The sequence below is a fragment of the Sphingomonas swuensis genome, from assembly GCF_039538045.1.
Classification (GTDB): Bacteria; Pseudomonadota; Alphaproteobacteria; order Sphingomonadales; family Sphingomonadaceae; genus Sphingomicrobium; species Sphingomicrobium swuense.
In genome coordinates this window covers 1379370-1401045 of sequence record NZ_BAABBQ010000001.1, presented here as the reverse complement: position 1 = coordinate 1401045, position 21676 = coordinate 1379370, and the positions used below count along the sequence as shown (strand labels likewise).

Here is a 21676-nt window from a genome sequence, read left to right as displayed (position 1 = left end):
TCCGCTTTCCTCCTAGTCACGATCAAGAGGCCCATGCCCGAAGTCATCTTTCCGGGGCCGGAAGGCCGTCTCGAAGGCCGTTTCCATCCCGGTCTGCGTCCCCGCGCGCCGGTCGCGCTGATCCTGCACAGCCACCCGCAGGCGGGCGGCACGATGAACAACAAGATCGTGCAGCTGCTCTACCAGACCTTCGTCCGGCGCGGCTTCGCGACGCTGCGGTTCAACTTCCGCGGTGTCGGCAAGAGCCAAGGCGTGTTCGACAATGGCATCGGCGAACTGTCCGACGCGGCGAGCGCGCTCGACTGGGTCCAGCAGATCCATCCCGAGGCCGAGCAGACCTGGGTCGCGGGCGTCAGCTTCGGCGCCTGGATCGGCATGCAGCTCTTGATGCGCCGCCCCGAGATCAAGGGCTTCATCTCGATCGCCCCGCCGGCCAACATGTACGACTTCGGCTTCCTCGCCCCCTGCCCCTCGTCGGGCATCATCATCCAGGGCGAAGCCGACGAGGTGGTCACCCCGCCCAGCGTCCAGAAGCTGGTCGACAAGCTCCGCACCCAGCGCCACATCACCATCCACCACGACACGATCCCGGGCGCGAACCACTTCTTCGCCAACGAGCTCGACCTCCTGATGAAGAGCGTGGACGGCTATCTGGACATGCGGCTCGGGCGCTAGGCACGAAGCGTCCTCCCCGTTGCGCGCAGCGCAACGGGGAGGACGCTCAGATCATCAGGACCAGCACGTTGGCGATGATGATGATCCCGACGAGGACCGTCAGCCCGCCGTTCCGGCGGTGCTCGGGCGTGAGGGCGAAGCGGGTGCCGATCACGATCATCGCGAAGCCCGCGAGCATCGCGACGGACAGGAGGGTGGCGGCGGTCTGGTTCATCGGCGGCATGGCAACGCTCTCTTAACCGCTGTTGTCCTACAGCTCCAACCATGATCGGGGCCGACCAGCAGCAGAAGCTCGCCGATGCGTTCGAGCGCATTGAAGGCACGATCCTGCCCTGCATCGCGATGATGCTGGAAACGCTGCTCGATGCCAGCCGCGAGATCGGCGAGACCGATCCCAAGGCGCTCGCCGCCGAGCTCCAGACGCTCGCCGCCGAGCTCGAGGAACTGACCCGAAGCGTCGAATTCTACTCGCCCAACCAGCTCGACGCGGGCAGCTACCGGACCAGCACCGGGGCCTGAGGCTCTCGGTCCGAAGGTGCCGGGCTCCTGCTTGGCGGGAGACTTAGGCGACCCATTCCGCGTGCAGGGCGGGGTCCATGTTCCCGCCGGTCACCATCACCACCGTCCCGGCGCCCGGCTCGACCTTGCCCGACAGCATCGCCGCGAGCGCCGCCGCCCCGCCCGGCTCGACCAGCAGCGACAGTTCGGACCAGGCGAAGCGGACCGCATCGCGCACCTCGGCCTCGCTGACGGCGACCCCGCGAGCGCCGCGTGCCTGGAGGATGCCGAAGGTCAATGGCGAAATCAAAGGGGTCTGCAGCGCGTCGCAGGCGGTCGGAGGGGCATCGGGCGCGACCGGGACGATGCGGCCGAGCGCAAGACTGCGGGACATGTCGTCCCAGCCTTCGGGCTCGGCGACCACCATCTTGGCATCGGGACAGGCGAGCGCGAGGCCCGCGGCGAGACCGCCACCGCCGCAGCAGCAGACGATCCGGCGCACCGCGACCGGGCATTGGTCGAGGATCTCGAGCCCGGCGGTCCCCTGCCCCGCGATGATGTGCGGGTCATCGAAGCTCGGCACCACCACCGCGCCGCGGGTCACGGCGATCTCGCGGGCGATCTCCACCCGGTCCTCGCTCAGGCGATCGTAGAAGACGATCTCGGCGCCCTCGCGGCGGGTGCCTTCGACCTTGGGCGTGGGCGCGTCCGACGGCATGACGATGAGCGCGGGAATGCCGAGCCGGCGAGCGGCGATGGCGACACCCTGCGCATGGTTGCCGCTCGAGAAGGCGACCACGCCGGCGCGGCGTTCGGCCTCGCTCAGCAGCGCCAGCCGGTTGGTCGCCCCGCGCAGCTTGAACGAGCCGCCGGTCTGCATCGATTCGCATTTCAGCCACAGGTCGTGGCCGGAAATCCGCACTTGGCGCAGCGGAGTCTTCTCGACCAGCCCCGCGATCCGCTCCGCGGCCGCGAGCACATCATCACGATTTGGAAGATTGCTGTTCAAGGTCAATGGCTTGGCCAAGGCGTGCGAGAGCTGCGGCAAGCCGGGCGCACGGCAGCGAAGCGCAGTGCGAAAAAGGATTGCGTTGCGGGGACCTCGTTCATATATCGCGCTCCTCGCTGCCCCATGGGACTTCCAACCGCAAGGCAGCTTTCGTCAATGTTTGCCGAAAGGCATTTGGAGGTCCCTTGAGTTGGCAGAGCACACCTTCGCGCTGGGGCTAGCTGCGCCCCTTTCCGACCGTACCGAAGCTCTTGTTGCTCGCGGCGCGGACGAAATCGCCAAGTTGAAGCCGGTTCAGCCGGTGACCCTTCTCCGTCCCCACGCGGCGCGTGCGGCGGCCCGGTTCTTCGTCGAGAAGTTCCCGGGCAAGTCGCTCTACGCCGTGAAGGCGAACCCCTCCCCCGACCTCCTGAAGGTCCTGTGGGACGGCGGAGTGACGCATTACGACGTCGCCTCGATCGGTGAGGTGCGCCTGGTGCGCGAGACCCTCCCGGGCGCGACCCTGTGCTTCATGCACCCGGTCAAGGCCGAGGAGGCGATCGCCGAGGCCTATCACACCCACGGCGTGCGGACCTTCAGCCTCGACAGCCTCGAGGAGCTCGACAAGATCGTCGAGGCGACCGCAACCGACGGCGTCGCCGCGAGCGACCTCAACCTGCTGGTTCGCGTGCGGGTCTCGTCCGAGCATTCGAAGCTCAGCCTCGCCTCCAAGTTCGGGGCTGCTCCTTCGGAGCTGAAGGCGCTGCTGATGGCGACCCGCCAGGCCTCGGACGCGCTCGGCCTGTGCTTCCACGTCGGCAGCCAGGCGATGACTCCGGCGGCCTATGCCGAGGCGATGAGCCGCGTCCGTGACGCCATCGTCGAGGCGGCGGTGACGGTCGACATCGTCGACGTCGGAGGCGGCTTCCCCTCTTCCTATCCGGGGATGGAGCCGCCCGCGCTCGAGACCTATTTCGCGGTCATCCACGAATCGTTCGAAAAGCTTCCGATCAGCTACTCGGCCGAACTGTGGTGCGAGCCGGGCCGTGCCCTGTGCGCCGAATATGCGAGCGTGCTGGTGCGGGTCGAGAAGCGCCGCGGCGACGAGCTGTACATCAACGACGGCGCCTACGGGACGCTGTTCGACGCCGCGCACATCGGCTGGCGCTTCCCCGTCCGGCTCGTCCGCGACGAGGACAGCGATGTCCGTCCGCACGGCTTCAGCTTCTACGGGCCGACCTGCGACGACCTCGACCACATGGTCGGGCCGTTCGACCTCCCGGGCGATGTCGCCGCCGGCGACTATATCGAGATCGGGATGCTCGGCGCCTATGGCTCGGCGATGCGGACCGGCTTCAACGGCTTCGGTTCGGCGAGCGGCTGGTCGGTGATCGTCGCCGACGCCCCGATGGCCTCGCTTTACGGCGAAGCGGCGGAGCCGGCGCGGTCGAACGTGGTCAAGCTGTAACTGGCCAGTGGCGCGGCTCATCGCCGCGCCGCCACCTTTCGTCATGCCGGGCTTGACCCGGCATCCGCCTTCTTCTTGCTCGATCGAAGAAAAGGCAGACCCCGGGTCAAGCCCGGGGTGACGGCTTGATGACGGGCTATTTCATCAAGGGAACTGACATGAACACCCCTAAGATCAACGACACCCGCAAGGCGGAGCTGCTCTCCTCCACGGTCGAGCATATCGACATCACCAAGTTCGACGCGCGGCCGATCGTCGACGCGATGGGCAAGATGAGCTTCACCAGCCGAGACCTCGCCCGCGCGACCGGCATCTACAACCAGATGCTGGCCGATCCTGACTGTTCGGTCATCCTGGTGATCGCGGGCTCGACCTCGGCCGGCGGCTGCATGGACCTCTATGCCGAACTGGTCCGCTCGAACATGGTCGACGCGATTGTCGCTACTGGCGCGTCGATCGTCGACATGGATTTCTTCGAGGCGCTCGGCCACAAGCACTATCAGGCGCTCGAGATCCCCGACGACGACACGCTCCGCTCGCTCTACATCGACCGGATCTACGACACCTACATCGACGAAGAGCAGCTCCAGGACACCGACTTCACGATCGGCAAGATCGCCGACACGCTGGAGCCGCGCCCGTACAGCAGCCGCGAGTTCATCAAGGAGATGGGCAAGTGGCTGATGGAGAACGGCAAGAAGGACAACAGCCTGGTCAAGCTCGCCTACGAGCATGACGTGCCGATCTTCTGCCCGGCCTTCACCGACAGCTCGGCCGGCTTCGGCCTCGTCAAGCACCAGGTCGACGCGATGAAGGCGGGCCGGCGCTATATGACCATGGATTCGATCGCCGACTTCCGCGAGCTGACCGACATCAAGGTCAAGGCTGGCACCACCGGCCTGCTGATGATCGGCGGCGGCGTTCCGAAGAACTTCACGCAGGACACCGTGGTCTGCGCCGAGATCCTCGGCCACGAGGACGTCGAGGTGCACAAGTACGCCGTGCAGATCACCGTCGCCGACGTCCGCGACGGTGCCTGCTCCTCCTCGACCCTCCAGGAGGCGGCGAGCTGGGGCAAGGTCTCGACCGCGCTCGAGCAGATGGTGTTCGCGGAAGCGACCTCGGTGCTGCCGCTGCTCGCCAGCGATGCCTATCACCGCGGCCACTGGAAGACCCGCGCCAAGCGCGCCTTCGCCAAGCTGTTCGACTGAACGTAACGGTTGCGCTGACGCAACAATCCTCTACCCTCCTCCCGGACAACTCCGGGGGGAGGGTTTTTTCATGGGTCTTCATCCGCTTGGCCTGCCGATCGCGGTTCTGGCCGCCTGGACCTTCGTCATCTTCTTCTGGATGTATGCGACGCGCATCCCGGCGATGATGCGCGCCGGGATCGATCTCAAGACACTGCGCGGCGGGACCGGGGCGAGCCTCGACCAGAAGCTTGCCCCCGAGGTCCAGTGGAAGGCGCACAACTACAATCATCTGCTCGAGCAGCCGACGCTGTTCTACGCGGTCACGCTGCTGCTGATCGCCACCGGCGGCGAGAGCGCGTTCGCAGCCAAGCTTGCCTGGGGCTATGTCCTGCTGCGGATCACGCACAGCCTGGTGCAGACCACCGTCAACATCACCCGCTTCCGCTTCATGCTGTTCTTCGCCGCCAGCCTGTGCCTGCTCGGGCTGGTGCTGGTCGCCCTCACCCACCTGCTCTGAGAAAGGTCTTCCATGCCTCCTTCGCCGCTGCTCGGCCCGGTCGTCGCGCTGGTCGCCTGGTCGCTCGTCATGCTCGTCTGGACCGCGGTCGCGAGGCGGGGGGCGTTCAAGCGGATGGGCGTATCGCTGCGCACCATCCCGGCGGGATCACGCGGCAACGCGCTCGACAACGGGCCCGAGGCCAAGGCGCAGTGGAAGGCGCACAACTACAACCACCTGATGGAACAGCCGACGATCTTCTATGCGATCGTGCTGGCGCTGGCGGTCATGGGCTTCGACCATCACATCAATGTCCTCTTGGCCTGGGGGTATGTCGGCCTTCGGATCATCCACAGCATCGTCCAGGCGACGATCAACATCGTCGCGATCCGCCTCAGCCTGTTCGCGCTGTCGACATTATGCCTCGCCGCGCTGACGATCCACGCCGCCATGTACCTCTGGCACTAGCGGGCGAAGGCGGCGGCGAGCTCGACGTGGGTCGACCAGCGGAATTGGCCGACGGGACGCACCCACTCGAGCCGGTAGCCGCCTGAGACGAGGATCGCGGCGTCCCGGGCGAAGGTCGCCGGATTGCAGCTGACATAGGCGATCCGCGGAACCGTCGAGGCGGCGAGTTCGGCGACCTGCGCCTCGGCCCCGGCGCGCGGCGGATCGAGGACGACCCCCTCGAGTCCGGCGAGCTCGTCGGCCATCAGCGGGCGCCGATAGAGGTCGCGGTGCTCGACCAGCATGGTCGGCGCCGCACGCTTGAGGGCGAGCACCGCCTCGCGCCCGGCCTCGGCGGCGCGGACCTTGCCGGGGAGCGCCAGCGCGAAGGTGCCGATGCCGGCGAACAGGTCGGCGACAGTAGCGGGCCCGCCGAGCGCTTCGCCGACCGCCGCGACCAGCGCCGCCTCGCCATCCTCAGTCGCCTGAAGGAAAGCGCCGACCGGTAGCGGCACCGGGCGACCCGAAAGGGTGACGGTGGCAGGCTGCGGCTCCCACCGCACCTCGGGACCAAGCCCGTCGTCGAGGGTCAGCCGGGCGAGGCGCTGCGCCTCGGCGAAGTCGGTCAGCGCCATCGACGCCTCGAAGCCCTCGACCCGAACTCCGGAGAGCGCGACGTCGACGCCCTGGTCGGAGAGCGTCAGCCGGACTTCGCCCGAGCCCTTGCCCTTGAGCAAGGTGCCGAGGAAGCCGCGAAGCGGAGCGACCAGCGCGAACAGCTCGGGACGCAGGATGTGGCATTCGGCAAGGTCGATGACGCGGGTCGACTTCTCGGCGTTGAAGCCGAGAACGACCCGGCCCCCGGCGCGCAACGCCCTCAGCGAGGCGCGGCGGCGGCTGCGCGGGGGCGAGAGGTGCGGCGGGCGTGTCTCGGTGGCGAGGCCCTGCTGCGCCAGCGCGCCCTCGACCCGGGCGACCAGGTAGGCGGCGAAGGCCTCATCGTCGATGTGCTGGAGCTGGCAGCCGCCGCATTCGGGAAAGTGACGGCATGGCGGCAGTTGCCGGTGGGGCCCGGGTGTAACTGAACCGTCCTCGCCGACCAGGTCGCCCGGTGCGGCAAAGGCGACATGGCGGCCCGAGGCGGTGACTCCATCCCCCCGCGCCGCGATCCTTAGAATCTCTTCGCTCACAGATGCTCCAGCAAGTCGTCGGCGATCATTGCCGGTCCGGCACGCTCGGCGGCGCGGCCATGGAGCCAGACCCCGGCGCAAGCCGCGTCGAAGGCGGGCATCCCGCGTGCCCGAAGCGCGGCGATGATCCCGGCGAGCACGTCGCCGGTGCCCGCTGTCGCCAGCCAGGCGGGTGCCGGCGGCGCGAAGCCGAGCCTTCCGTCGGGCGAGGCGACCAGCGTGTCGGGCCCCTTGTAGACGACCACCGAGCCCGACACGGCGGCAGCGGCGAGCGCCTGCTCGGCCTTCGATCCGGGATGGTCGCCGAACAGCTGCGCAAATTCGCCCCCATGCGGGGTCAGGATCGCGTCCTGCCCGCGCAGCCGGTCCGGCTCGCCGACAAGCCCGATCGCGTCTGCGTCAATTACCTTGGGTGCTCGGCTGGTCAGCGCGAGGGTGAGCAGTTGCGGCAACTTGCCGAGACCGGGCCCGACCAAGAGGCAGCCGATCCGCGGGTCGCCAAGCTGCGCATCGCCGACCTGGACGACGCTGAGCGGAAGGCCCGGAATGGGTGCCGAGGTCGAGATCCGCACATAGCCGGCGCCGCTCCGTGCCGCCGCGGTGGCGGAAAGCGCGATCGCCCCGGGCATCGAGCCGGCGAGCGCGTGGACCAGCCCTCGGCTGTATTTGTGCGCTCCCTCTGCGACCGGAGGAAGGTCGGGTTCGGCGAGCTCGAACCAGCGCGTGTCCGGCTCGATCGCGATATGCGCGAGGACCAGCCGGCCCATCCTGGCCATCGCCGGCATCAGCCGGTGGGCGGGCTTGAGCGCGCCGAAGGTGACGGTGAGGTCGGCTGTCGGCACCGGCGACAGCAAGGCGCCGCTGTCGGCTTCCACCCCGCTCGGGAGGTCGCAGGCAACGACCGTCCGGGCAGAACCGGCAAGCACCGAAAGCCGTTCGGCGACAGCAGGTTCGAGCCCGCGGCTGAGACCCGTTCCGAACAGGCAATCCACCAGCAGCGGTGCGGGTGCAGCCCCGTCGAAAGCCTCGACAGGGCCGTCCCATCGCTGCCGGGCGACCTTGGCGAGGTCGGTCGTCGGCTCGGCCAAGGCGGCCACCCGGACCTTGACGCCGCGTGCGGAAAGGTGGCGCGCGGCGACATAGCCATCGCCGCCATTGTTGCCGGGGCCGCACAGGATCAGCGTCTCGGGACCGGCGCTATGGCGGAAGATGGCTTCGGCGAGGCTCTGCCCGGCCTGCTCCATCAGCTCGGCGAGGCCGACCGGGGCCGCGAGTTCGGCCTCCCGCATCCGGGCGGCGGTGAGGATCGGGCGGGTCATCGCAGGAAGCTTGCGAGGTGCCACCAATCGGCGGGACAGGCGGCCACGGCGGCGTCGCGCGTCGCCTCGTCGGCGAAGAGCGCGAAGCAGGTCGCGCCCGAGCCCGACATCCGGATGCTCTTGGCCCCCGGTTGTACGGTCAGCCAGTTGAGGACGTCGCCGATCGCCGGCACCAGCGTGCGCGCGGGCGCCTCGAGGTCGTTGCGGCCCTCGCGCCATTCGCCGAGCGGGCCGCGGTCGACCCCGTCCCAGCCGGCGAACACCGCCGCGGTCGAGAGCGGGCGGCGCGGATTGACGAGCAGGACGGGTTCGCCGGCGACGCCCGGATCGACCAGCGCGAGCCGGTCCCCCGCCGCCTCGCCCCGCGCACTCATGCTGAGCAGGCAGGCGGGGACGTCGCTGCCGAGCGCGGGTGCGATCCGGGTCGCGTGATCGGGATCGACATTCCACATCGCGGTCAGCAGCCGCAGCGTCGCCGCCGCATCGGCCGAGCCGCCGCCGATGCCGCTGGCGACCGGAAGCCGCTTGTCGAGCGTCAGCCGGACCCCCTTCCCGACCCGCGCCTCCGCGGCGAGCGCGGTCGCGGCACGGTGGACGAGGTTGGCCGGACCATCGTCGAGCATCGCCGCGAACGGGCCGGTGATGGTCAGCGACAGGTCGTCGGCAAGCTCGCCGGTCAGCCGATCGCCGTCGGTACAGAAGGCGAAGATGGTCTCGAGGTCGTGGCGCCCGTCGGGTCGGCGGCCGCGGACGTGAAGCGCGAGGTTGATCTTGGCCGGGGCAATCTCGACGGCCGGGACGGGCTCGCTCACGGGGCCGCGGTGGTCGGGGTCAGGCCGGCGGCGATCTTGGCCTCGATCCGCTTGCGCACGTCGTCCTCGGCCGTGACGAGCGCGGCCGACCAGGCGAACCGCGCCTCGTAAAGGCGACCGGCGGTGTAGAGCGCATCGCCAAGATGCTCGTGAATCTCGGCCTGGCCCGGGTCGGCCGCCGCGGCACGCTGGAGGGTGGCGATTGCCTCGGGCAGCTTGCCGCGCTTGAACTGCGCCCAGCCGAGCGAGTCGGTGATCGAGGCATCGTCGGGCGCGCGGCGGCTCGCTTCGGCGATCAGCGCCTCGGCCTCGTCGAGGCGGACGCCCCGTTCGAGCCGGGCATAACCGAGATAGTTGAGCACGACCGGATTGTCGGGGGCGAGCGCATGGGCGGCTTCGAGCGACTTCTCGGCCTCGGTCCAGCGACCGGCCTGCTCGAGCGAGGCGCCGCGAAGCAGGTAGAGGCTCCAGCGCTCGGGGCCGGGACCACCGGCGTCGGTCAGGCGAGCGGCGTTGGCGAAGGCGTCGGCGGCCTCGCCATGTCGCGCCATGGCGTCGAACACGTCGCCGAGCCGGCTCCAGTCATCCGCGGTGACCCGCGCGCCTGCGACGAAGGCCTGCGCCCGGGCAAGCGCCTCGGGGCGACGCTCGGCCCTCAGCAGCGTTCGGATCTCGGCGTCGCGCGCCTCGCTGGCGAGCGGCGAGCTGTCGGGCACTCGGCGGAGCACGGCGAGCGCGTCGTCGCTGCGATCACTGCCCGCAAGCAGCAGGCCAAGGAGGATGGCAGTCTGCTCATTCGCGGGATCGGAGAAGCGCGCGACCTGGACGATCGACAGCGGCAGCGCCGAGCGCTCGCTTTGATTGAGCAGCACCGCCAGCCCCGAGAGCAGCTCGCCAAAGCCCTGAGCCGCGGTCACGGCGGGAAAATCTGGCCTGCGCTGCGCCGACAGCTGGGTCGCAGCGGCGGCAAGCGTCACGTCCCGGCCCCGCAGCAAGGCAAGGGCGGCATCGCGCGAGCCGGCGCGCAGCAGGCCCGAGGCGAAGAGGATGCGCAGCCGGTCGCCGCGTCCGCCGGCGCGCCCGAGGGCGGTCGGAATGAAGGCCTGTGCCTCCTTCGCCTTCCAGTTCGCGAGGAGGATCAGTGCCTTGTGCTCGGGGACCAGCGGCGCGAGCAGGTTGTCGCGCGCGACATTGTCGAGCGCCGCCAGCGCGTCGCGCCGCTTGCCCCGCTCGGACAGGGTCCAGGCCCGGACGAAGGGCGTGACGAAGCCGAGCTCGTCAGGCCAGCCCGCGGCGAGCGCGGAAGGAGGACGGCGCTCGCGAAGATCGTCCGCCAGGAGCAGCAGGCGAGCGTCGGGAGCAAGGTCGGCGCCCGGCGTTGCGCGCGCAAGCCGAAGCGCGAGCGGCATGTCTCCGGCAAGGATGGCCTGTGCGAGCGCGCGATTGGCGATCGTCCGGTTGCCCGGCTCGGCCGCGGCGAGGCTGGCGTAGAGCATCGCCGCGCGGCGGGCGTCACCGGCGTTGGCGGCGGCCTGGGCGGCGACGAAGGTGCTCGCGCCCGAGCGGACGAAGGTCGTGACGCGCGCCTCGGCAGGGACTGCGGCGAGGATCAGCGCGCCGGCCAGCCCCAGGCTACATGTTCGGATAGTTCGGACCACCGCCGCCCTCCGGCGTCACCCAGTTGATGTTCTGGCACGGATCCTTGATGTCGCAGGTCTTGCAGTGGACGCAGTTCTGCGCGTTGATCTGGAGCCGCGGCGTGCCCCCCTCGACCACATATTCGTAGACCCCCGCCGGGCAGTAGCGCTGCTCGGGCCCGTCATAGTCGAGCAGGTTGACCCGCGTCGGGATCGCTGGGTCCTTGAGCTGCAGGTGGACCGGCTGGTCCTCCTCATGGTTGGTGTTCGACAGGAACACCGACGACAGCTTGTCGAAGCTGATGACGCCATCGGGCCGCGGATAGTTGATCGGCGGGGCAATGTCGCGCCGCCACAGGGTCTTGTGGTCAGGATGGTGCTTCATCTCGACCGGCAAGCCGATCTTGAGGTGGCGCATCCACAGGTCGGCGCCGGCGAGGATGGTGCCAATCGTCGCGCCGAACTTGGCGACGGCCGGCTCGGCATTCTTCACCTTGCGCAATTCCTCGCCAATCCAGCCATTTCTGACCGAAGGCTCATAATCAGCGAGAACGTCGGAGCGGCGGTCGGCGGCGACCGCGGCGAAGGCGGCCTCGGCGGCGAGCATGCCCGACTTCATCGCGGTGTGCGTGCCCTTGATCCGCGGCACGTTGACGAAGCCCGCCGAGCAGCCGATCAGCGCGCCACCCGGAAAGGCGAGCTTGGGAATGCTCTGCCAGCCGCCCTCGTTGATCGCGCGCGCGCCATAGGAAACGCGCCGTCCGCCCTCGAGCAGGGGCCGGATCGCCGGATGCTGCTTGTAGCGCTGCATCTCGTCGAACGGCGACAGGTGCGGGTTCTTGTAGCTGAGCGCGACGACAAAGCCGATCGACACCTGGTTGTTGTCCTGGTGGTAGATCCAGCCCCCGCCCCACGCGTCGTCGAGCGGCCATCCCTGCGTGTGGATGACGGTGCCCGGCTTGTGCTTGGCCGGGTCGACGTCCCACAATTCCTTGATTCCGATGCCGTAGACCTGCGGCTGGCATTCGGCCTCAAGGTCGTACTTCTTCTTGAGCTGCTTGGTCAGCGAACCGCGCGCGCCTTCGGCGAAGAAGGTGTAGCGGGCGTGGAGCTCCATTCCGGGCTGATAGTCACCCTTGGGCTCGCCATCGCGGCCGATCCCCATCGCGCCGGTCGCGACGCCCTTCACCGAGCCGTCCTCATTGTAGAGGACCTCGGCGGCGGGGAAGCCGGGGAAGATCTCGACGCCCAGTTCCTCGGCCTTGCCACCGAGCCAGCGGCAGAGGTTGGCGAGGCTGCCGGTGAAGGTGCCCTTGTTGTCGAGGAAGCTCGGCATCATCAAATGGGGCAGGTTGAACTTCCGGTTCTTGGTCAGCACCCAATGATGGTTGCTGGTGACCGGGACCCGGCCCAGCAGGCAGCTGTCGTCCTCGCGCCAGATTGGCAGCAATTCGTCGAGGCTCTTCGGATCGATCACCGCGCCCGACAGGATGTGGGCGCCGACTTCGGAGCCCTTCTCGAGCACGCAGACGCTGAGCTCACGGCCCTGCTCGGCGGCAAGCTGCTTCAGACGGATCGCCGCGCTGAGCCCCGCAGGGCCCGCGCCGACGATCACGACGTCATATTCCATCGACTCCCGGTCGCTCATCTCGTCCGTTTCACCCGTTCTGCTGTCACCAAATGGCTTGGCGTTCGTGGCCCCTTCCGTCAATGGCCGGAGGGACTATGCTGTTGGCCATGAACCCCGACGTGGACGGATCAGCGCTGAGCCGGGCGGAGGCCGCGAGCCTGCTCGCCTGGTGGCTCGACGCCGGGGTCGATGTCGGCATCGCCGAGGACAGCCGCAACTGGCTGGAGAAGAAGACGCTAGTGCCGCTTGCGGGAGACGCGGCTTTCGACGCCGACGAACTGCGCGCCCCGCGTCAGACGCCTGCACCTGACCAGGCAAACACCCCGCCCCTTCCGCGAGCGGGAGGGGAGACGAGGCCGACCACCCTCGACGACTATCATGCCTGGCTGGCCGAGACCGCCGACCTGCCGCTGTTCCGCGCCGGCGCCTCGCGCGCCCTTCCGCATGGATCGGCGGAGGCCGAGGTCATGCTGCTGTCGGGCATCCCCTCGCCCGAGGACGTTGGCGAAGGAAAGCCGATCGGCGGCCAGGCTTATGCGCTGACGGTGCGGATGCTGGCCGCGATCGGGCTCGGGGCGGAGCAGGCCTATGTCGCCGCGCTCACCTGCTTCTCGAGCGCCGGGGCTCGCCTCCCCGAGACCGAAGTCGAGGCCTGCCGCGAGGGTCTCCTCCACCAGATCGGCCTCGCCCGTCCAAAGCGACTGCTGCTGCTGGGCGACGCGCCGGCGCGGCTGCTGCTCGGCAAGCCGCTGCTCCAGGCACGGGGCAAGGTCCACCGGATCGCCGGGGTCCCGACCGTCGCCACCTTCCACCCGCGCCACCTCCTCGAGCGGACCGCCGACAAGGCGCTCGCCTGGCGTGACCTCCTTGCCTTGATGGGGGACCATCCTTGACCGCATTGCCGTTGCTGATTGCCGCCCTCCTCGCTCCCGCCCAGCCGACCCCCAACCAGCCGACCAGCCCGCCCGACGACCCGCTCGCGCCGATCGACGAGCCGACCGAAGTGCAGCCGGTTACCACCACGCCCGTCGTGGTGGTCCCGACCGCGCCGCTGGTGGTGCCGAAGGATTGGCCGGGCGTCTTCGCGGCGATCCGCTCGGGGCAGTGGGCGGCAGCCTCCGCCGGGATCGCCGCCCTTCCCGCGTCTCCGCTCGCCGCGCTCGCGAGGGCCCAGCTCTACACCGCCAAGGGATCGCCCGCGGTCACGGTCGACCAGCTTACCGCGCTGCTTCGCGAAGCGCCCGAATTGCCGCAGGCCGAGCAACTGCAGCGAATGGCGCTCGGTCGCGGCGCACTGGCGACCCCAACTATTCCGCGCCGCGCCGCGCTCGTCCCGATAGGAACCACCCCGCGCCGCGGGCGGGCCCGGACCATCACCGGGGAGCCCGAGGCGGACAAACTCCGGCTCGAACTCGATCCGCTGGTCAAGGTCGACGACGCCGCCGGCGCCGAGCTTCTGCTCAACGAGCGGGCGCCCCTGCTCAGCGCCGAAGCCCGTGCCGAGCTCGGCCAGCGGGTCGCGTGGATCTATTATGTGCGTGGCCAGGACGCCGAGGCGCGGCGGGTCGCCGACACCTGGCGGCAGGGCGCGAGCGGCGACTGGGCGCTCCAGTCCGAATGGGTGTCGGGCCTCGCAAGCTGGCGGATGGGCGAGTGCGTCCCCGCCGCCAGGGCCTTCCGCGAAGTCGGCCAGCGTTCGGCCGAGCCGAGCCTTGCCGCCGCCGGCTATTACTGGGCGGCCCGGGCCGAGATGGCCTGCCGCCGGGCGACCGCCGTCCAGCCTTTGCTCAAGGCCGCGGCGCGCAACCCCGAGACCTTCTACGGCCTCCTTGCCCGTCGAACGCTTGCGATGGACACGGTCCTCCCCGCGCTCGACACCAGCGCGGCGGGCCGGGTCGCCTCGCTGCCCAACATCGTCCGGGCGCAGGCGCTGGTCGGGATCGGCGAGCGCGACCTTGCCGGCGAGCTGCTCCGCCACCAGGCGCGTATCGGGGCGCCTGCCGACCAGCCGGGGCTGGTCGCGACCGCGGCCCGTCTCGAGCTTGCCGCGACCCAGCATTTTCTCGGCCATTTCGGCCAGCCGGGCTCGCGGGTTGCGGCGGCAGCGCGCTATCCCAAGCCGAGCTGGAAGCCGACCAACGGCTGGCAGATCGACCCCGCGCTCGGCCTTGCCCATGCGCTGCAGGAAAGCTCCTTCCGGGCCGAAGCGGTCAGCCAGGCCGGCGCGGTCGGGCTGATGCAGGTGCTGCCCTCGACCCGCGACCTCATCTCGCGCACCCGCGGGCTTCCGACCGGTCAGCTCAAGGACCCGGCGGTCAACATGGCGTTCGGGCAGGAGTGGATCCGCTGGATGCGGACCCACCAGGCGACCGGCGGGCAGCTTCCCAAGATCGTCGCGAGCTACAATGCCGGGCCGCTCCCGGTCGGGCGGTGGGCGGTCAACGACCGCGGCGATCCGCTGCTGTGGATCGAGTCCATGCCCTATTGGGAGACGCGCTATTACGTGCCTTCGGTGCTCCGCAACCTGTGGGTCTACCAGGGCTTCGAGCGCGCCCCGACGCCGACCCTGACCGAGCTTGCGCAGCACCGCTGGCCGAGCTTTCCCGACAAGCGCTGAGGTCAGTTCCGCAGAAACGCACCGGGGAAACGTAGCGACAGCAAGGGCCGGCGGCGGCGTGCCCGGTCCTCGTCGAAGGCGAGCCGCTGTTCCTCGGCGAGGCTGGTGCGCGTCGTCAGCTTGGGATCGGTCGGCGACAGGGTCGGCTTGTCCATGCCTCCCTTGTAGCGGGTCAAGGTGACAGGCTGCGCTCACATATGTTGCGGGACAAAGACGTTCTTGTTCTGTTCCCGCTACGGGCTTAGCATGGCGCCATGCCGGTCGAGTCGATCTCTGGCCGCGGGGCGACCCGCAATGCCGTGCCTACGCGCTTCCGCCTGCCCGAGCGGCTGGTCGAGGGCGATTGGCTCGACGACATCGAGGCGCTCGACGGTGTGGCCACCCGCCGGACCACCGTCACGGTCGAGAAGCCCAAGTCGATCCTCACCCGCAACAGCTCGCCCGACATCGGCTTCGACCGCTCGGTCAATCCCTATCGTGGCTGCGAGCATGGCTGCATCTACTGCTTCGCCCGGCCGACTCACGCCTATCATGACCTCTCGCCGGGGGTGGATTTCGAGAGTCGGCTGTTTGCCAAGCCAGATGCGGCCAAGCTGCTCCACGCGGCGCTGTCTCGGCCTGGCTACGAATGCGCGCCGATCGCGCTCGGGACCAACACCGACCCCTACCAACCGATCGAGGGCAAGTGGCGGATTACCCGCGCGATCGTCGAACTGCTGGTCGAGACCGACCATCCCTTCACCATCACCACCAAGTCCGACCGGGTGCTTCGCGACCTCGACCTGATCGCGCCCGCCGCGCACAAGGGTCTGGCGGCGGTGGCGGTGTCGGTGACCTCGCTCGATCCCTCGATCAGCCGCACGCTCGAGCCGCGCGCGCCGGCCGGACGAAAGCGGATCGAGGCCATCCGTCGCCTCAACGAGGCGGGCGTGCCGACCCTGCTCGCGGTGGCACCGATCATTCCGCAGATCACCGACCATGAGATCGAGACGATCGTCGCGGCCGGGGCGGAAGCCGGTGCCCGGGCGGGCTTCTACCTTCCGGTTCGCCTGCCGCACGAGGTCGCGCCGCTGTTCCGCGCCTGGCTCGACGACCATTATCCCGACCGCGCCGCCAAGGTGATGGCAACCATCCAGTCGCTTCGCGGCGGCAAGGACAATGATCCCAATTTCTTCACCCGGATGCAGGGCCAGGGCCCGTGGGCGGACCTCTTGCGGACCCGCTTCGCGATGGCGGTCAGGAGGGCTGGGCTCGGGACCGAGCGGCTGAAGCTCCGCCGCGACCTGTTCCGCCCGCCCGAGGGGCGGCAGATGCGCCTTCTGTAGGTTGCGCTCGCTTCCTGCCGGACTACACACTGCGCATGCGTATCCTCCTTGCCGGCCTGCTCGCCGCCTCCGCCCTTCCCGTCCTCGCCCAGACCGCCCCCGCTCCCCCGCCGCTCTCCGCGGCCGAGCAGGCGGCCGACCGGGCCATCGCCACGATCCGCGACCGAGCGCTCGACGACGAGGTCGCCTGGTCGATCACCGAGGACCTCACCACCGAAGTCGGCCAGCGGCTGGCCGGGACCGAGGCCGAGGCACGCGCCCGCGCCTGGGCAATCCGCCGCCTGACGTCGCTCGGCTTCGCCAATGTCCGGATCGACCCCTTCACCATGCCGGTATGGGAGCGCGGGTTCGAGCGCGCCGACCTCGTCGGCCCCTACCCGCAGCGGCTGGTCGTCGCGGCGCTCGGCAACAGCGCCTCGACCCCGCCCGGCGGCGTGACCGGCGAAGTCATCGCCTTTGCCAGTGTCGACGCTCTTCGTGCCGCCCCGGCCGAGCAGGTCCGCGGCAAGATCGTCTACATCGGCCACGACATGCCGCGCACCCAGGACGGAAGCGGCTATGGCATCTATGGTGCGCCACGCCGGCAGGGTCCGACGATCGCCGCGCAGAAAGGCGCCGCGGCGATCCTCGTGCGCTCGATCGGCACCGACCGCGAGCACCGCAATCCGCACACCGGCGTGATGAGCTTCGCCGAGGGCGTGAAGCCGATCCCTGCGGGAGCGCTGTCCAACCCCGACGCCGACCAGCTCGAGCGTGTCGTGAAGCGCAGCGGCGAGCGCCGCCCGACGCTCCGGCTGATCCTCGAGTCGACCCTCAAGACCAACCAGCAGAGCGGCAACGTCATCGCCGAGGTGCCGGGCCGCGATCCCAACGCCGCGCCGGTGCTGGTCTCCTGCCACCTCGACAGCTGGGACCTCGGCACCGGTGCGTTCGACGACGCCGCGGGCTGCGGCATCGTCACCGCGGCGGCCAAGCGGATCATGGACGCCGGCACGCCCGCGCGCCCGATCCGGATCGTCTGGTTCGGCGCCGAGGAGGTCGGGCTGTTCGGCGGCCTCGACTATCGCGCCAAGTACGGAAAGCTGCCGCACCATGCGATCATGGAGAGCGACTTCGGCGCCGATCGCGTCTGGCGGGTCGACAGCCGCCTGGGCGAAGCGCGGATCGGCGAGGCCCGCCAGCTCCAGCGCGCGCTGCTCCCGCTCGGCGTCGTCCCCGGCAGTCTGACCGAGACCGACGGCAGCGACATCGGCCCGATGGTCGCCGATGGCCTGCCCGGCGCCGCGCTCCAGCAGGACGGCACCCGCTATTTCGACATCCATCACACGCCCGACGACACGCTGGCGGTGATCGACAAGGCCCAGCTTCGACAGAATGTCGCGGCCTGGACCGGCGCGCTGGCGGTGCTCGCCGGACCGATCACGCCGCGATCTGCGACCCGGCCGCGCCGGTGATCCGCGCCGTCGGCCCGGTGGTCATCGCCCTGCTCCTTGCCGGCTGCGGCTCGGGACTGGGCGATGACGTGACGCCGCTGCCCAAGCAGGATGCCGAGAGCGCCCGGGCGCTGATGAACGAGGCCGAACGCGCCGCTTCCAATGCGTCGGACCGGATGGAGCAACTTGCCCCGTCCAACGTTCCGGATCGGCAACCAACGAGGTAACCCACTGATGCGCCGCTTCCTGCTTCTTGCCCTCCCGACCCTGGCGCTGGGCGCCTGCAACGTCGACCGCGACGCCGCGAACGATTCGACCACGCTCAGCATCAACGAGCAAAAGGTCGAGGGCACGCTCGACAAGACCGGTGACGTGCTCGAGAATGCCGCGGCCGACGTCAAGGAAGCCGCCGACGACGCCCGTCCGGCAATCGCCAACGCCGCGCGTGACGTCGGCGATGCCGCCGATCGGGCCGGCGACAAGATCGAGAATGGCGCCGACCGCGCCGGCACCGAGCTCCGCCAGGAGGGCCGCGAGGCGCGCCAGGACGCGCGCGACGCGACCACCAACCGGCAGTAATCGTCCACGGTGAGGGTTGGTGGGCCCGGAGGGATTCGAACCCCCAACCTGGCCGTTATGAGCGGCTGGCTCTACCGTTGAGCTACAGGCCCCGCGAGCGCTCTAGAGGCTGCGGGGCGCGAGGTGAAGTCGCCTTCAGGGCAGCACCATCGCTTCGGTCACCTCGGTGCTCGTCTCGGTCGTTCGCTTGCCGTCGGCAGCTCGGGTCTCGACCCTGCATTCGCGGGTGCGCCGTCGAACGGTGCCGATCGGGCCGGGATCGAGCCGGACCCTGATCGTACCCGTGATCTGCTCCGCCCGGCGCAAGGCCAGGGCCTGCTCGAAGGCGACGGGTTCGCGCGAGATGGCGGCGACCACCACGTCCGACTGGGCTCGCTCGCGCCTTATCACTTCGGGGTCGACCGGCAACGTCGCGACGTAGGCGACGCCGTCGCGGACGCATCGCCCGCGCGCAACCGGCAAGCCTTGCCGTGGCGCGGCGCCTTACCTATGGCGGCGCTCAGTCGGGGAGTAGCGCAGCCTGGTAGCGCATCTGCTTTGGGAGCAGAGGGTCGCAGGTTCGAATCCTGTCTCCCCGACCATCATCCCCGGACGAGCGGCAGCAGCAGGACGAGGCGGTCCGCCGCGATGTCGAGCCGTCCGCCGACCATCGCCGCCAGCCCCTGCACCAGCCGAAGCGCGAAGCGGGTTTCGCCGATGGTCGTGTCGACCAGCATCTGCTCCTCGCTCAAGCCGGCAAGCGCACGCGGACGGTCGAGCCCGATCGCGAGCTGATCGGGCAGCCGGTCGAGCACCAGCGCGAGGGTCTCGCCTGCGGCCGCCGTGTCGGCGAGCGCGGCCGCGAACTGCTCGACGAGGCGCGGCGCCATTGCCGGCGGAAGCGCCACCCGGCCGCTGCCGGCGCGGTCCTCGACCCGCAGCGTCACGCTTCGCCTCGATGCATCGGCGGCAATCGCCTCGATCGCGCCGCGCAGGTCCGACAGCTCGGTCTCTGCCTCCCCCTGGAATCGACCCGAGCGCAGCTTGGCGGCGAGGTCGAGATTGTCGACTGCGTCGGCAAGCCTCCGGGCATGGCGGACGATCGCGCCGGCGCGGCTTCGGTAGCTGAGGTGCGCGGGACCAAGATATTGCCCCTCGATGATCTCGCCGAAGCCGATGATGGCGTTGAGCGGGGTGCGCAGCTCATGCATTAGCTCGCGCAGGTCGTCGTCCTCGGGCAGCTGCGGCAAGGGCGAAGCGGCGGCGGCGGGCTCGGCACCTTCGCGGCGGGCGATCCCCCGATAGCCGGCGAAACGGCCGCTGTCGGCGAAGAAGGCCGGGCTTCCGCTCCACCGCCATTCGCCGGCGAGCGCACCTTCCTCAACGAGGACGAGCGGCTCGTCGCTGAACGGCAGGCGCGCGGCGAAGCGGTCGGCGAACGGCTCGGTCAGGCTGCGACCGATGAGCCCGGCGCGCGGACCTCCCTCGACCCAGTCGATCTCGCCGGTGGGTCCGCATTCCCAGCGGAAGATCCCTGCTTCGGGCGCCGGGCGCTGCGACTCGGCATCAGCCGGTTCCCGTGTCGCGGAAGCGGGCTGCGCCGGTTCTTCGGACGGCGCCGATGCGGGCGGAAGCAGCGAGTGGAGGTCGGGAGCGGCGACCGCGCGGACCGCCGCCCATCCGGCGGGATCGAGGTCGGCCGCCGTGACCAGCGCCGCCGAAGCCGCCGCGCCGCGCGCCGCGAACAGGGCGACCAACTCGGCAGGGACGGTCGGACCCGCGACCGCTCGGGCGGTCGGCGCAAGCAGGGTGGCGGGCACCTCGTCCATCAGCTGCGCGATCCGGGCGAGCGCATGGTCACGGAGCTGCGCGTCGCCCTGCCCGCCGTCGCGGGCGACTAGCTCGACCAGCTGGCGCCACTGCACGGCGCGTCCGTGCGCGTCGCCGGCAGGCTGACCGAGCACGGTCACCAGTCGATCGTCGAACCGCAAGGGATCAGCTCTTTCGCGCGCGGGAAGTCACAGGAAAACACATGGACGACTGTTAACCCACAGGAAAGGCGATTGGATTTAACCATCCCACAACGGGACACCGGGCGAAAGGTTCGCCTCGGGCGCAGGCCATGCTAGGCGGTCCCCATGTTCATCTCCTTCGTCGAGGCGCTCCGCAAGGGCGGCATCCCCGCCAGCCTCAAGGAACATCTGCTCCTGCTCGAGGCGCTCGACGCCGAGGTGATCGAGCGCACGCCCGAGCAATTCTATTATCTCGCCCGCTCGGTCTTCGTTCATGACGAGAGCAAGCTCGACCGCTTCGACCGCGTGTTCGGCGAGGTCTTCAAGGGCCTCGTCGGCGATGAGGAAGACGTCGCGGTCCTGCCCGAGGAGTGGCTCCGGCTGGTCGCCGAGAAGTATCTCACCCCCGAGGAGATGGAAGCGATCAAGTCGCTCGGCTCGTGGGACGAGATCATGGAGACGCTGAAGAAGAGGCTCGAGGAGCAGCAGGGTCGCCACGAGGGCGGAAGCAAGTGGATCGGGACCGGCGGCACCTCCCCCTTCGGGCATGGCGGCTACAATCCGGAGGGCGTCCGCATCGGCGGTCCGGGACGGCACGGACGCGCGATCAAGGTGTGGGAAAAGCGCGAGTTCCAGGACCTCGACGACCGCCGCGAGATCAACACCCGGGCGATCAAGGTCGCGCTTCGCCGGCTCCGCCGCTTCGCCCGCGAGGGTGCCGCGGACGAACTCGACATCGAGGGCACGATCGACGGCACCGCCCGGCGCGGCTGGCTCGACGTGCGGATGCGGCCCGAGCGGCACAATGCGGTCAAGCTGCTGCTCTTCCTCGACATCGGTGGGTCGATGGACGGCCATGTCCGGCTGGTCGAGGAACTCTTCTCCGCCGCGCGGAGCGAGTTCAAGCATCTCGAGCATTATTACTTCCACAATTGCATCTACGAGGGCGTGTGGAAGGAGAACCGCCGGCGCTGGACCGAGCGCACCGACAGCTGGGACATCCTCCACAAGTTCGGCCACGACCACAAACTGGTGATCGTCGGCGACGCGGCGATGAGCCCCTACGAGATCAGCCATCCGGGCGGCTCGATCGAACATATGAACGAGGAGGCCGGCGCCACCTGGCTCAAGCGCTTCACCCAGACCTATCCGAGCGCCGCCTGGATCAACCCGACACCCGAGGTCTATTGGGGCCACTCTGCCTCGACGACCATCATCCGCCAGCTGATGGAAGAGCGGATGTACCCGCTGACCCTCGCCGGTCTCGACCAGGCGATGCGGGCACTAAGCCGCAAGAAGTAGGGAGTCGGGCTCAACTCCGTCGGACAAGGGTGCTAGTGGTGCGCCGGTTCGTTTGCCTTCAAGGGCGTGACCGCGC

23 protein-coding genes and 2 tRNA genes are annotated in these 21676 nt (G+C 69.5%); 14 read left to right on the top strand and 11 right to left on the bottom strand.

Annotated elements, in window-relative coordinates; all coding sequences use genetic code 11:
• The first annotated feature begins 33 nt into the window (after positions 1-33).
• Positions 34-675 (top strand): alpha/beta hydrolase, encoded by a 642-nt coding sequence (locus tag ABD727_RS06965; RefSeq protein ID WP_344706666.1) that lies wholly within the window; start codon positions 34-36, stop codon positions 673-675.
• A 46-nt stretch (positions 676-721) separates the two neighbouring features.
• Here the strand turns inward: ABD727_RS06965 and ABD727_RS06960 are convergent, their stop codons facing one another.
• A complete protein-coding gene (locus ABD727_RS06960; protein ID WP_344706665.1) occupies positions 722-889 on the bottom strand; it encodes a hypothetical protein in 168 nt (55 codons plus the stop codon).
• Between the two features lie 50 nt (positions 890-939).
• Here ABD727_RS06960 and ABD727_RS06955 point away from each other — a divergent pair, with 50 nt between their 5' ends.
• Positions 940-1194, top strand: coding sequence for a hypothetical protein (locus tag ABD727_RS06955; protein ID WP_344706664.1), 255 nt, complete (start codon positions 940-942; stop codon positions 1192-1194).
• A gap of 43 nt (positions 1195-1237) precedes the next feature.
• Here the strand turns inward: ABD727_RS06955 and ABD727_RS06950 are convergent, their stop codons facing one another.
• Entirely contained in the window at positions 1238-2152 is a 915-nt protein-coding gene (locus ABD727_RS06950; protein WP_344706663.1) for a threonine ammonia-lyase, read from the bottom strand.
• 331 nt (positions 2153-2483) lie between these two features.
• Between ABD727_RS06950 and ABD727_RS06945 the strand changes: the two genes are divergently transcribed.
• The 4 genes from ABD727_RS06945 to ABD727_RS06930 all read left to right on the top strand — a co-directional run bounded on the left by ABD727_RS06945 (position 2484) and on the right by ABD727_RS06930 (position 5786).
• The gene (locus ABD727_RS06945) at positions 2484-3629 is read left to right on the top strand and encodes a type III PLP-dependent enzyme (protein WP_425566765.1); all 1146 of its coding nucleotides are present in this window, start codon (positions 2484-2486) and stop codon (positions 3627-3629) included.
• Between the two features lie 158 nt (positions 3630-3787).
• Positions 3788-4840, top strand: a complete 1053-nt coding sequence (locus ABD727_RS06940) for a 1,9-bis(guanidino)-5-aza-nonane synthase (protein ID WP_344706661.1) — start codon at positions 3788-3790, stop codon at positions 4838-4840.
• A 70-nt stretch (positions 4841-4910) separates the two neighbouring features.
• Positions 4911-5339 (top strand): MAPEG family protein, encoded by a 429-nt coding sequence (locus tag ABD727_RS06935; RefSeq protein WP_344706659.1) that lies wholly within the window; start codon positions 4911-4913, stop codon positions 5337-5339.
• Between the two features lie 12 nt (positions 5340-5351).
• Positions 5352-5786: an MAPEG family protein gene (locus ABD727_RS06930; protein WP_344706658.1), complete on the top strand. Its 435-nt coding sequence runs from the start codon at positions 5352-5354 to the stop codon at positions 5784-5786.
• On the opposite strand, the gene ABD727_RS06925 is transcribed toward ABD727_RS06930, so the two are convergent.
• Genes ABD727_RS06925 through ABD727_RS06905 form a run of 5 tightly spaced genes read right to left on the bottom strand, consistent with a single transcriptional unit; the run spans position 5783 to position 12371 of the window.
• On the bottom strand, positions 5783-6955 hold the full coding sequence (locus ABD727_RS06925; RefSeq protein WP_344706657.1) for a class I SAM-dependent RNA methyltransferase: 1173 nt from the start codon (positions 6953-6955) through the stop codon (positions 5783-5785). The genes ABD727_RS06930 and ABD727_RS06925 overlap by 4 nt on opposite strands.
• Positions 6952-8274, bottom strand: coding sequence for an NAD(P)H-hydrate dehydratase (locus tag ABD727_RS06920; protein WP_344706656.1), 1323 nt, complete (start codon positions 8272-8274; stop codon positions 6952-6954). The genes ABD727_RS06925 and ABD727_RS06920 overlap by 4 nt, the downstream gene beginning before the upstream one ends.
• Positions 8271-9086, bottom strand: a complete 816-nt coding sequence (locus ABD727_RS06915; RefSeq protein ID WP_344706655.1) for a 4-(cytidine 5'-diphospho)-2-C-methyl-D-erythritol kinase — start codon at positions 9084-9086, stop codon at positions 8271-8273. The genes ABD727_RS06920 and ABD727_RS06915 overlap by 4 nt, the downstream gene beginning before the upstream one ends.
• A complete protein-coding gene (locus ABD727_RS06910; RefSeq protein WP_344706654.1) occupies positions 9083-10744 on the bottom strand; it encodes a tetratricopeptide repeat protein in 1662 nt (553 codons plus the stop codon). Before ABD727_RS06910 ends, ABD727_RS06915 begins: the two co-directional genes overlap by 4 nt.
• The gene (locus ABD727_RS06905; RefSeq protein ID WP_344706653.1) at positions 10719-12371 is read right to left on the bottom strand and encodes an electron transfer flavoprotein-ubiquinone oxidoreductase; all 1653 of its coding nucleotides are present in this window, start codon (positions 12369-12371) and stop codon (positions 10719-10721) included. Before ABD727_RS06905 ends, ABD727_RS06910 begins: the two co-directional genes overlap by 26 nt.
• Positions 12372-12460: 89 nt before the next feature.
• Between ABD727_RS06905 and ABD727_RS06900 the strand changes: the two genes are divergently transcribed.
• Entirely contained in the window at positions 12461-13246 is a 786-nt protein-coding gene (locus tag ABD727_RS06900) for a uracil-DNA glycosylase (RefSeq protein ID WP_344706652.1), read from the top strand.
• On the top strand, positions 13243-14970 hold the full coding sequence (locus ABD727_RS06895) for a lytic transglycosylase domain-containing protein (protein WP_344706651.1): 1728 nt from the start codon (positions 13243-13245) through the stop codon (positions 14968-14970). The genes ABD727_RS06900 and ABD727_RS06895 overlap by 4 nt, the downstream gene beginning before the upstream one ends.
• Positions 14971-14972: 2 nt before the next feature.
• On the opposite strand, the gene ABD727_RS06890 is transcribed toward ABD727_RS06895, so the two are convergent.
• A complete protein-coding gene (locus ABD727_RS06890; protein ID WP_344706650.1) occupies positions 14973-15125 on the bottom strand; it encodes a hypothetical protein in 153 nt (50 codons plus the stop codon).
• A gap of 99 nt (positions 15126-15224) precedes the next feature.
• Here ABD727_RS06890 and ABD727_RS06885 point away from each other — a divergent pair, with 99 nt between their 5' ends.
• From ABD727_RS06885 to ABD727_RS06870, 4 genes are read left to right on the top strand one after another with little or no spacing between them, the layout of a single operon-like run.
• Positions 15225-16295: a PA0069 family radical SAM protein gene (locus ABD727_RS06885; RefSeq protein WP_344706649.1), complete on the top strand. Its 1071-nt coding sequence runs from the start codon at positions 15225-15227 to the stop codon at positions 16293-16295.
• A 35-nt stretch (positions 16296-16330) separates the two neighbouring features.
• Positions 16331-17749: a M28 family peptidase gene (locus ABD727_RS06880; protein WP_344706648.1), complete on the top strand. Its 1419-nt coding sequence runs from the start codon at positions 16331-16333 to the stop codon at positions 17747-17749.
• On the top strand, positions 17746-17955 hold the full coding sequence (locus ABD727_RS06875; protein WP_344706647.1) for a hypothetical protein: 210 nt from the start codon (positions 17746-17748) through the stop codon (positions 17953-17955). Before ABD727_RS06880 ends, ABD727_RS06875 begins: the two co-directional genes overlap by 4 nt.
• A gap of 7 nt (positions 17956-17962) precedes the next feature.
• Complete coding sequence (locus ABD727_RS06870) at positions 17963-18307, top strand: hypothetical protein (protein WP_344706646.1); 345 nt, start codon at positions 17963-17965, stop codon at positions 18305-18307.
• Positions 18308-18324: 17 nt separating this feature from the next.
• On the opposite strand, the gene ABD727_RS06865 is transcribed toward ABD727_RS06870, so the two are convergent.
• Positions 18325-18399: transfer RNA gene (locus ABD727_RS06865), tRNA-Ile, on the bottom strand.
• A 43-nt stretch (positions 18400-18442) separates the two neighbouring features.
• A complete protein-coding gene (locus ABD727_RS06860) occupies positions 18443-18769 on the bottom strand; it encodes a hypothetical protein (protein WP_344706645.1) in 327 nt (108 codons plus the stop codon).
• A gap of 42 nt (positions 18770-18811) precedes the next feature.
• On the opposite strand from ABD727_RS06860, the gene ABD727_RS06855 reads away from it, so the two are divergent.
• Positions 18812-18888: transfer RNA gene (locus ABD727_RS06855), tRNA-Pro, on the top strand.
• Here ABD727_RS06855 and ABD727_RS06850 read toward each other — a convergent pair.
• Complete coding sequence (locus tag ABD727_RS06850) at positions 18889-20277, bottom strand: histidine kinase dimerization/phospho-acceptor domain-containing protein (RefSeq protein WP_344706644.1); 1389 nt, start codon at positions 20275-20277, stop codon at positions 18889-18891. It lies immediately after the preceding tRNA gene.
• 147 nt (positions 20278-20424) lie between these two features.
• Here ABD727_RS06850 and ABD727_RS06845 point away from each other — a divergent pair, with 147 nt between their 5' ends.
• Entirely contained in the window at positions 20425-21600 is a 1176-nt protein-coding gene (locus ABD727_RS06845; RefSeq protein WP_344706643.1) for a vWA domain-containing protein, read from the top strand.
• The last annotated feature ends 76 nt before the right edge of the window (positions 21601-21676 follow it).

Excerpts from the sequence above, each read along its gene's own strand:
- ABD727_RS06890 (WP_344706650.1), bottom strand. The coding sequence starts at position 15,125 with ATGGACAAGCCGACCCTGTCGCCGACCGATCCCAAGCTGACGACGCGC.
- ABD727_RS06930 (WP_344706658.1), top strand. The coding sequence starts at position 5,352 with ATGCCTCCTTCGCCGCTGCTCGGCCCGGTCGTCGCGCTGGTCGCCTGG.
- ABD727_RS06905 (WP_344706653.1), bottom strand. The coding sequence starts at position 12,371 with ATGAGCGACCGGGAGTCGATGGAATATGACGTCGTGATCGTCGGCGCG.
- ABD727_RS06965 (WP_344706666.1), top strand. The coding sequence starts at position 34 with ATGCCCGAAGTCATCTTTCCGGGGCCGGAAGGCCGTCTCGAAGGCCGT.
- ABD727_RS06955 (WP_344706664.1), top strand. The coding sequence starts at position 940 with ATGATCGGGGCCGACCAGCAGCAGAAGCTCGCCGATGCGTTCGAGCGC.
- ABD727_RS06870 (WP_344706646.1), top strand. The coding sequence starts at position 17,963 with ATGCGCCGCTTCCTGCTTCTTGCCCTCCCGACCCTGGCGCTGGGCGCC.
- ABD727_RS06845 (WP_344706643.1), top strand. The coding sequence starts at position 20,425 with ATGTTCATCTCCTTCGTCGAGGCGCTCCGCAAGGGCGGCATCCCCGCC.
- ABD727_RS06880 (WP_344706648.1), top strand. The coding sequence starts at position 16,331 with ATGCGTATCCTCCTTGCCGGCCTGCTCGCCGCCTCCGCCCTTCCCGTC.
- ABD727_RS06935 (WP_344706659.1), top strand. The coding sequence starts at position 4,911 with ATGGGTCTTCATCCGCTTGGCCTGCCGATCGCGGTTCTGGCCGCCTGG.
- ABD727_RS06900 (WP_344706652.1), top strand. The coding sequence starts at position 12,461 with ATGAACCCCGACGTGGACGGATCAGCGCTGAGCCGGGCGGAGGCCGCG.
- ABD727_RS06960 (WP_344706665.1), bottom strand. The coding sequence starts at position 889 with ATGAACCAGACCGCCGCCACCCTCCTGTCCGTCGCGATGCTCGCGGGC.
- ABD727_RS06920 (WP_344706656.1), bottom strand. The coding sequence starts at position 8,274 with ATGACCCGCCCGATCCTCACCGCCGCCCGGATGCGGGAGGCCGAACTC.
- ABD727_RS06940 (WP_344706661.1), top strand. The coding sequence starts at position 3,788 with ATGAACACCCCTAAGATCAACGACACCCGCAAGGCGGAGCTGCTCTCC.
- ABD727_RS06885 (WP_344706649.1), top strand. The coding sequence starts at position 15,225 with ATGCCGGTCGAGTCGATCTCTGGCCGCGGGGCGACCCGCAATGCCGTG.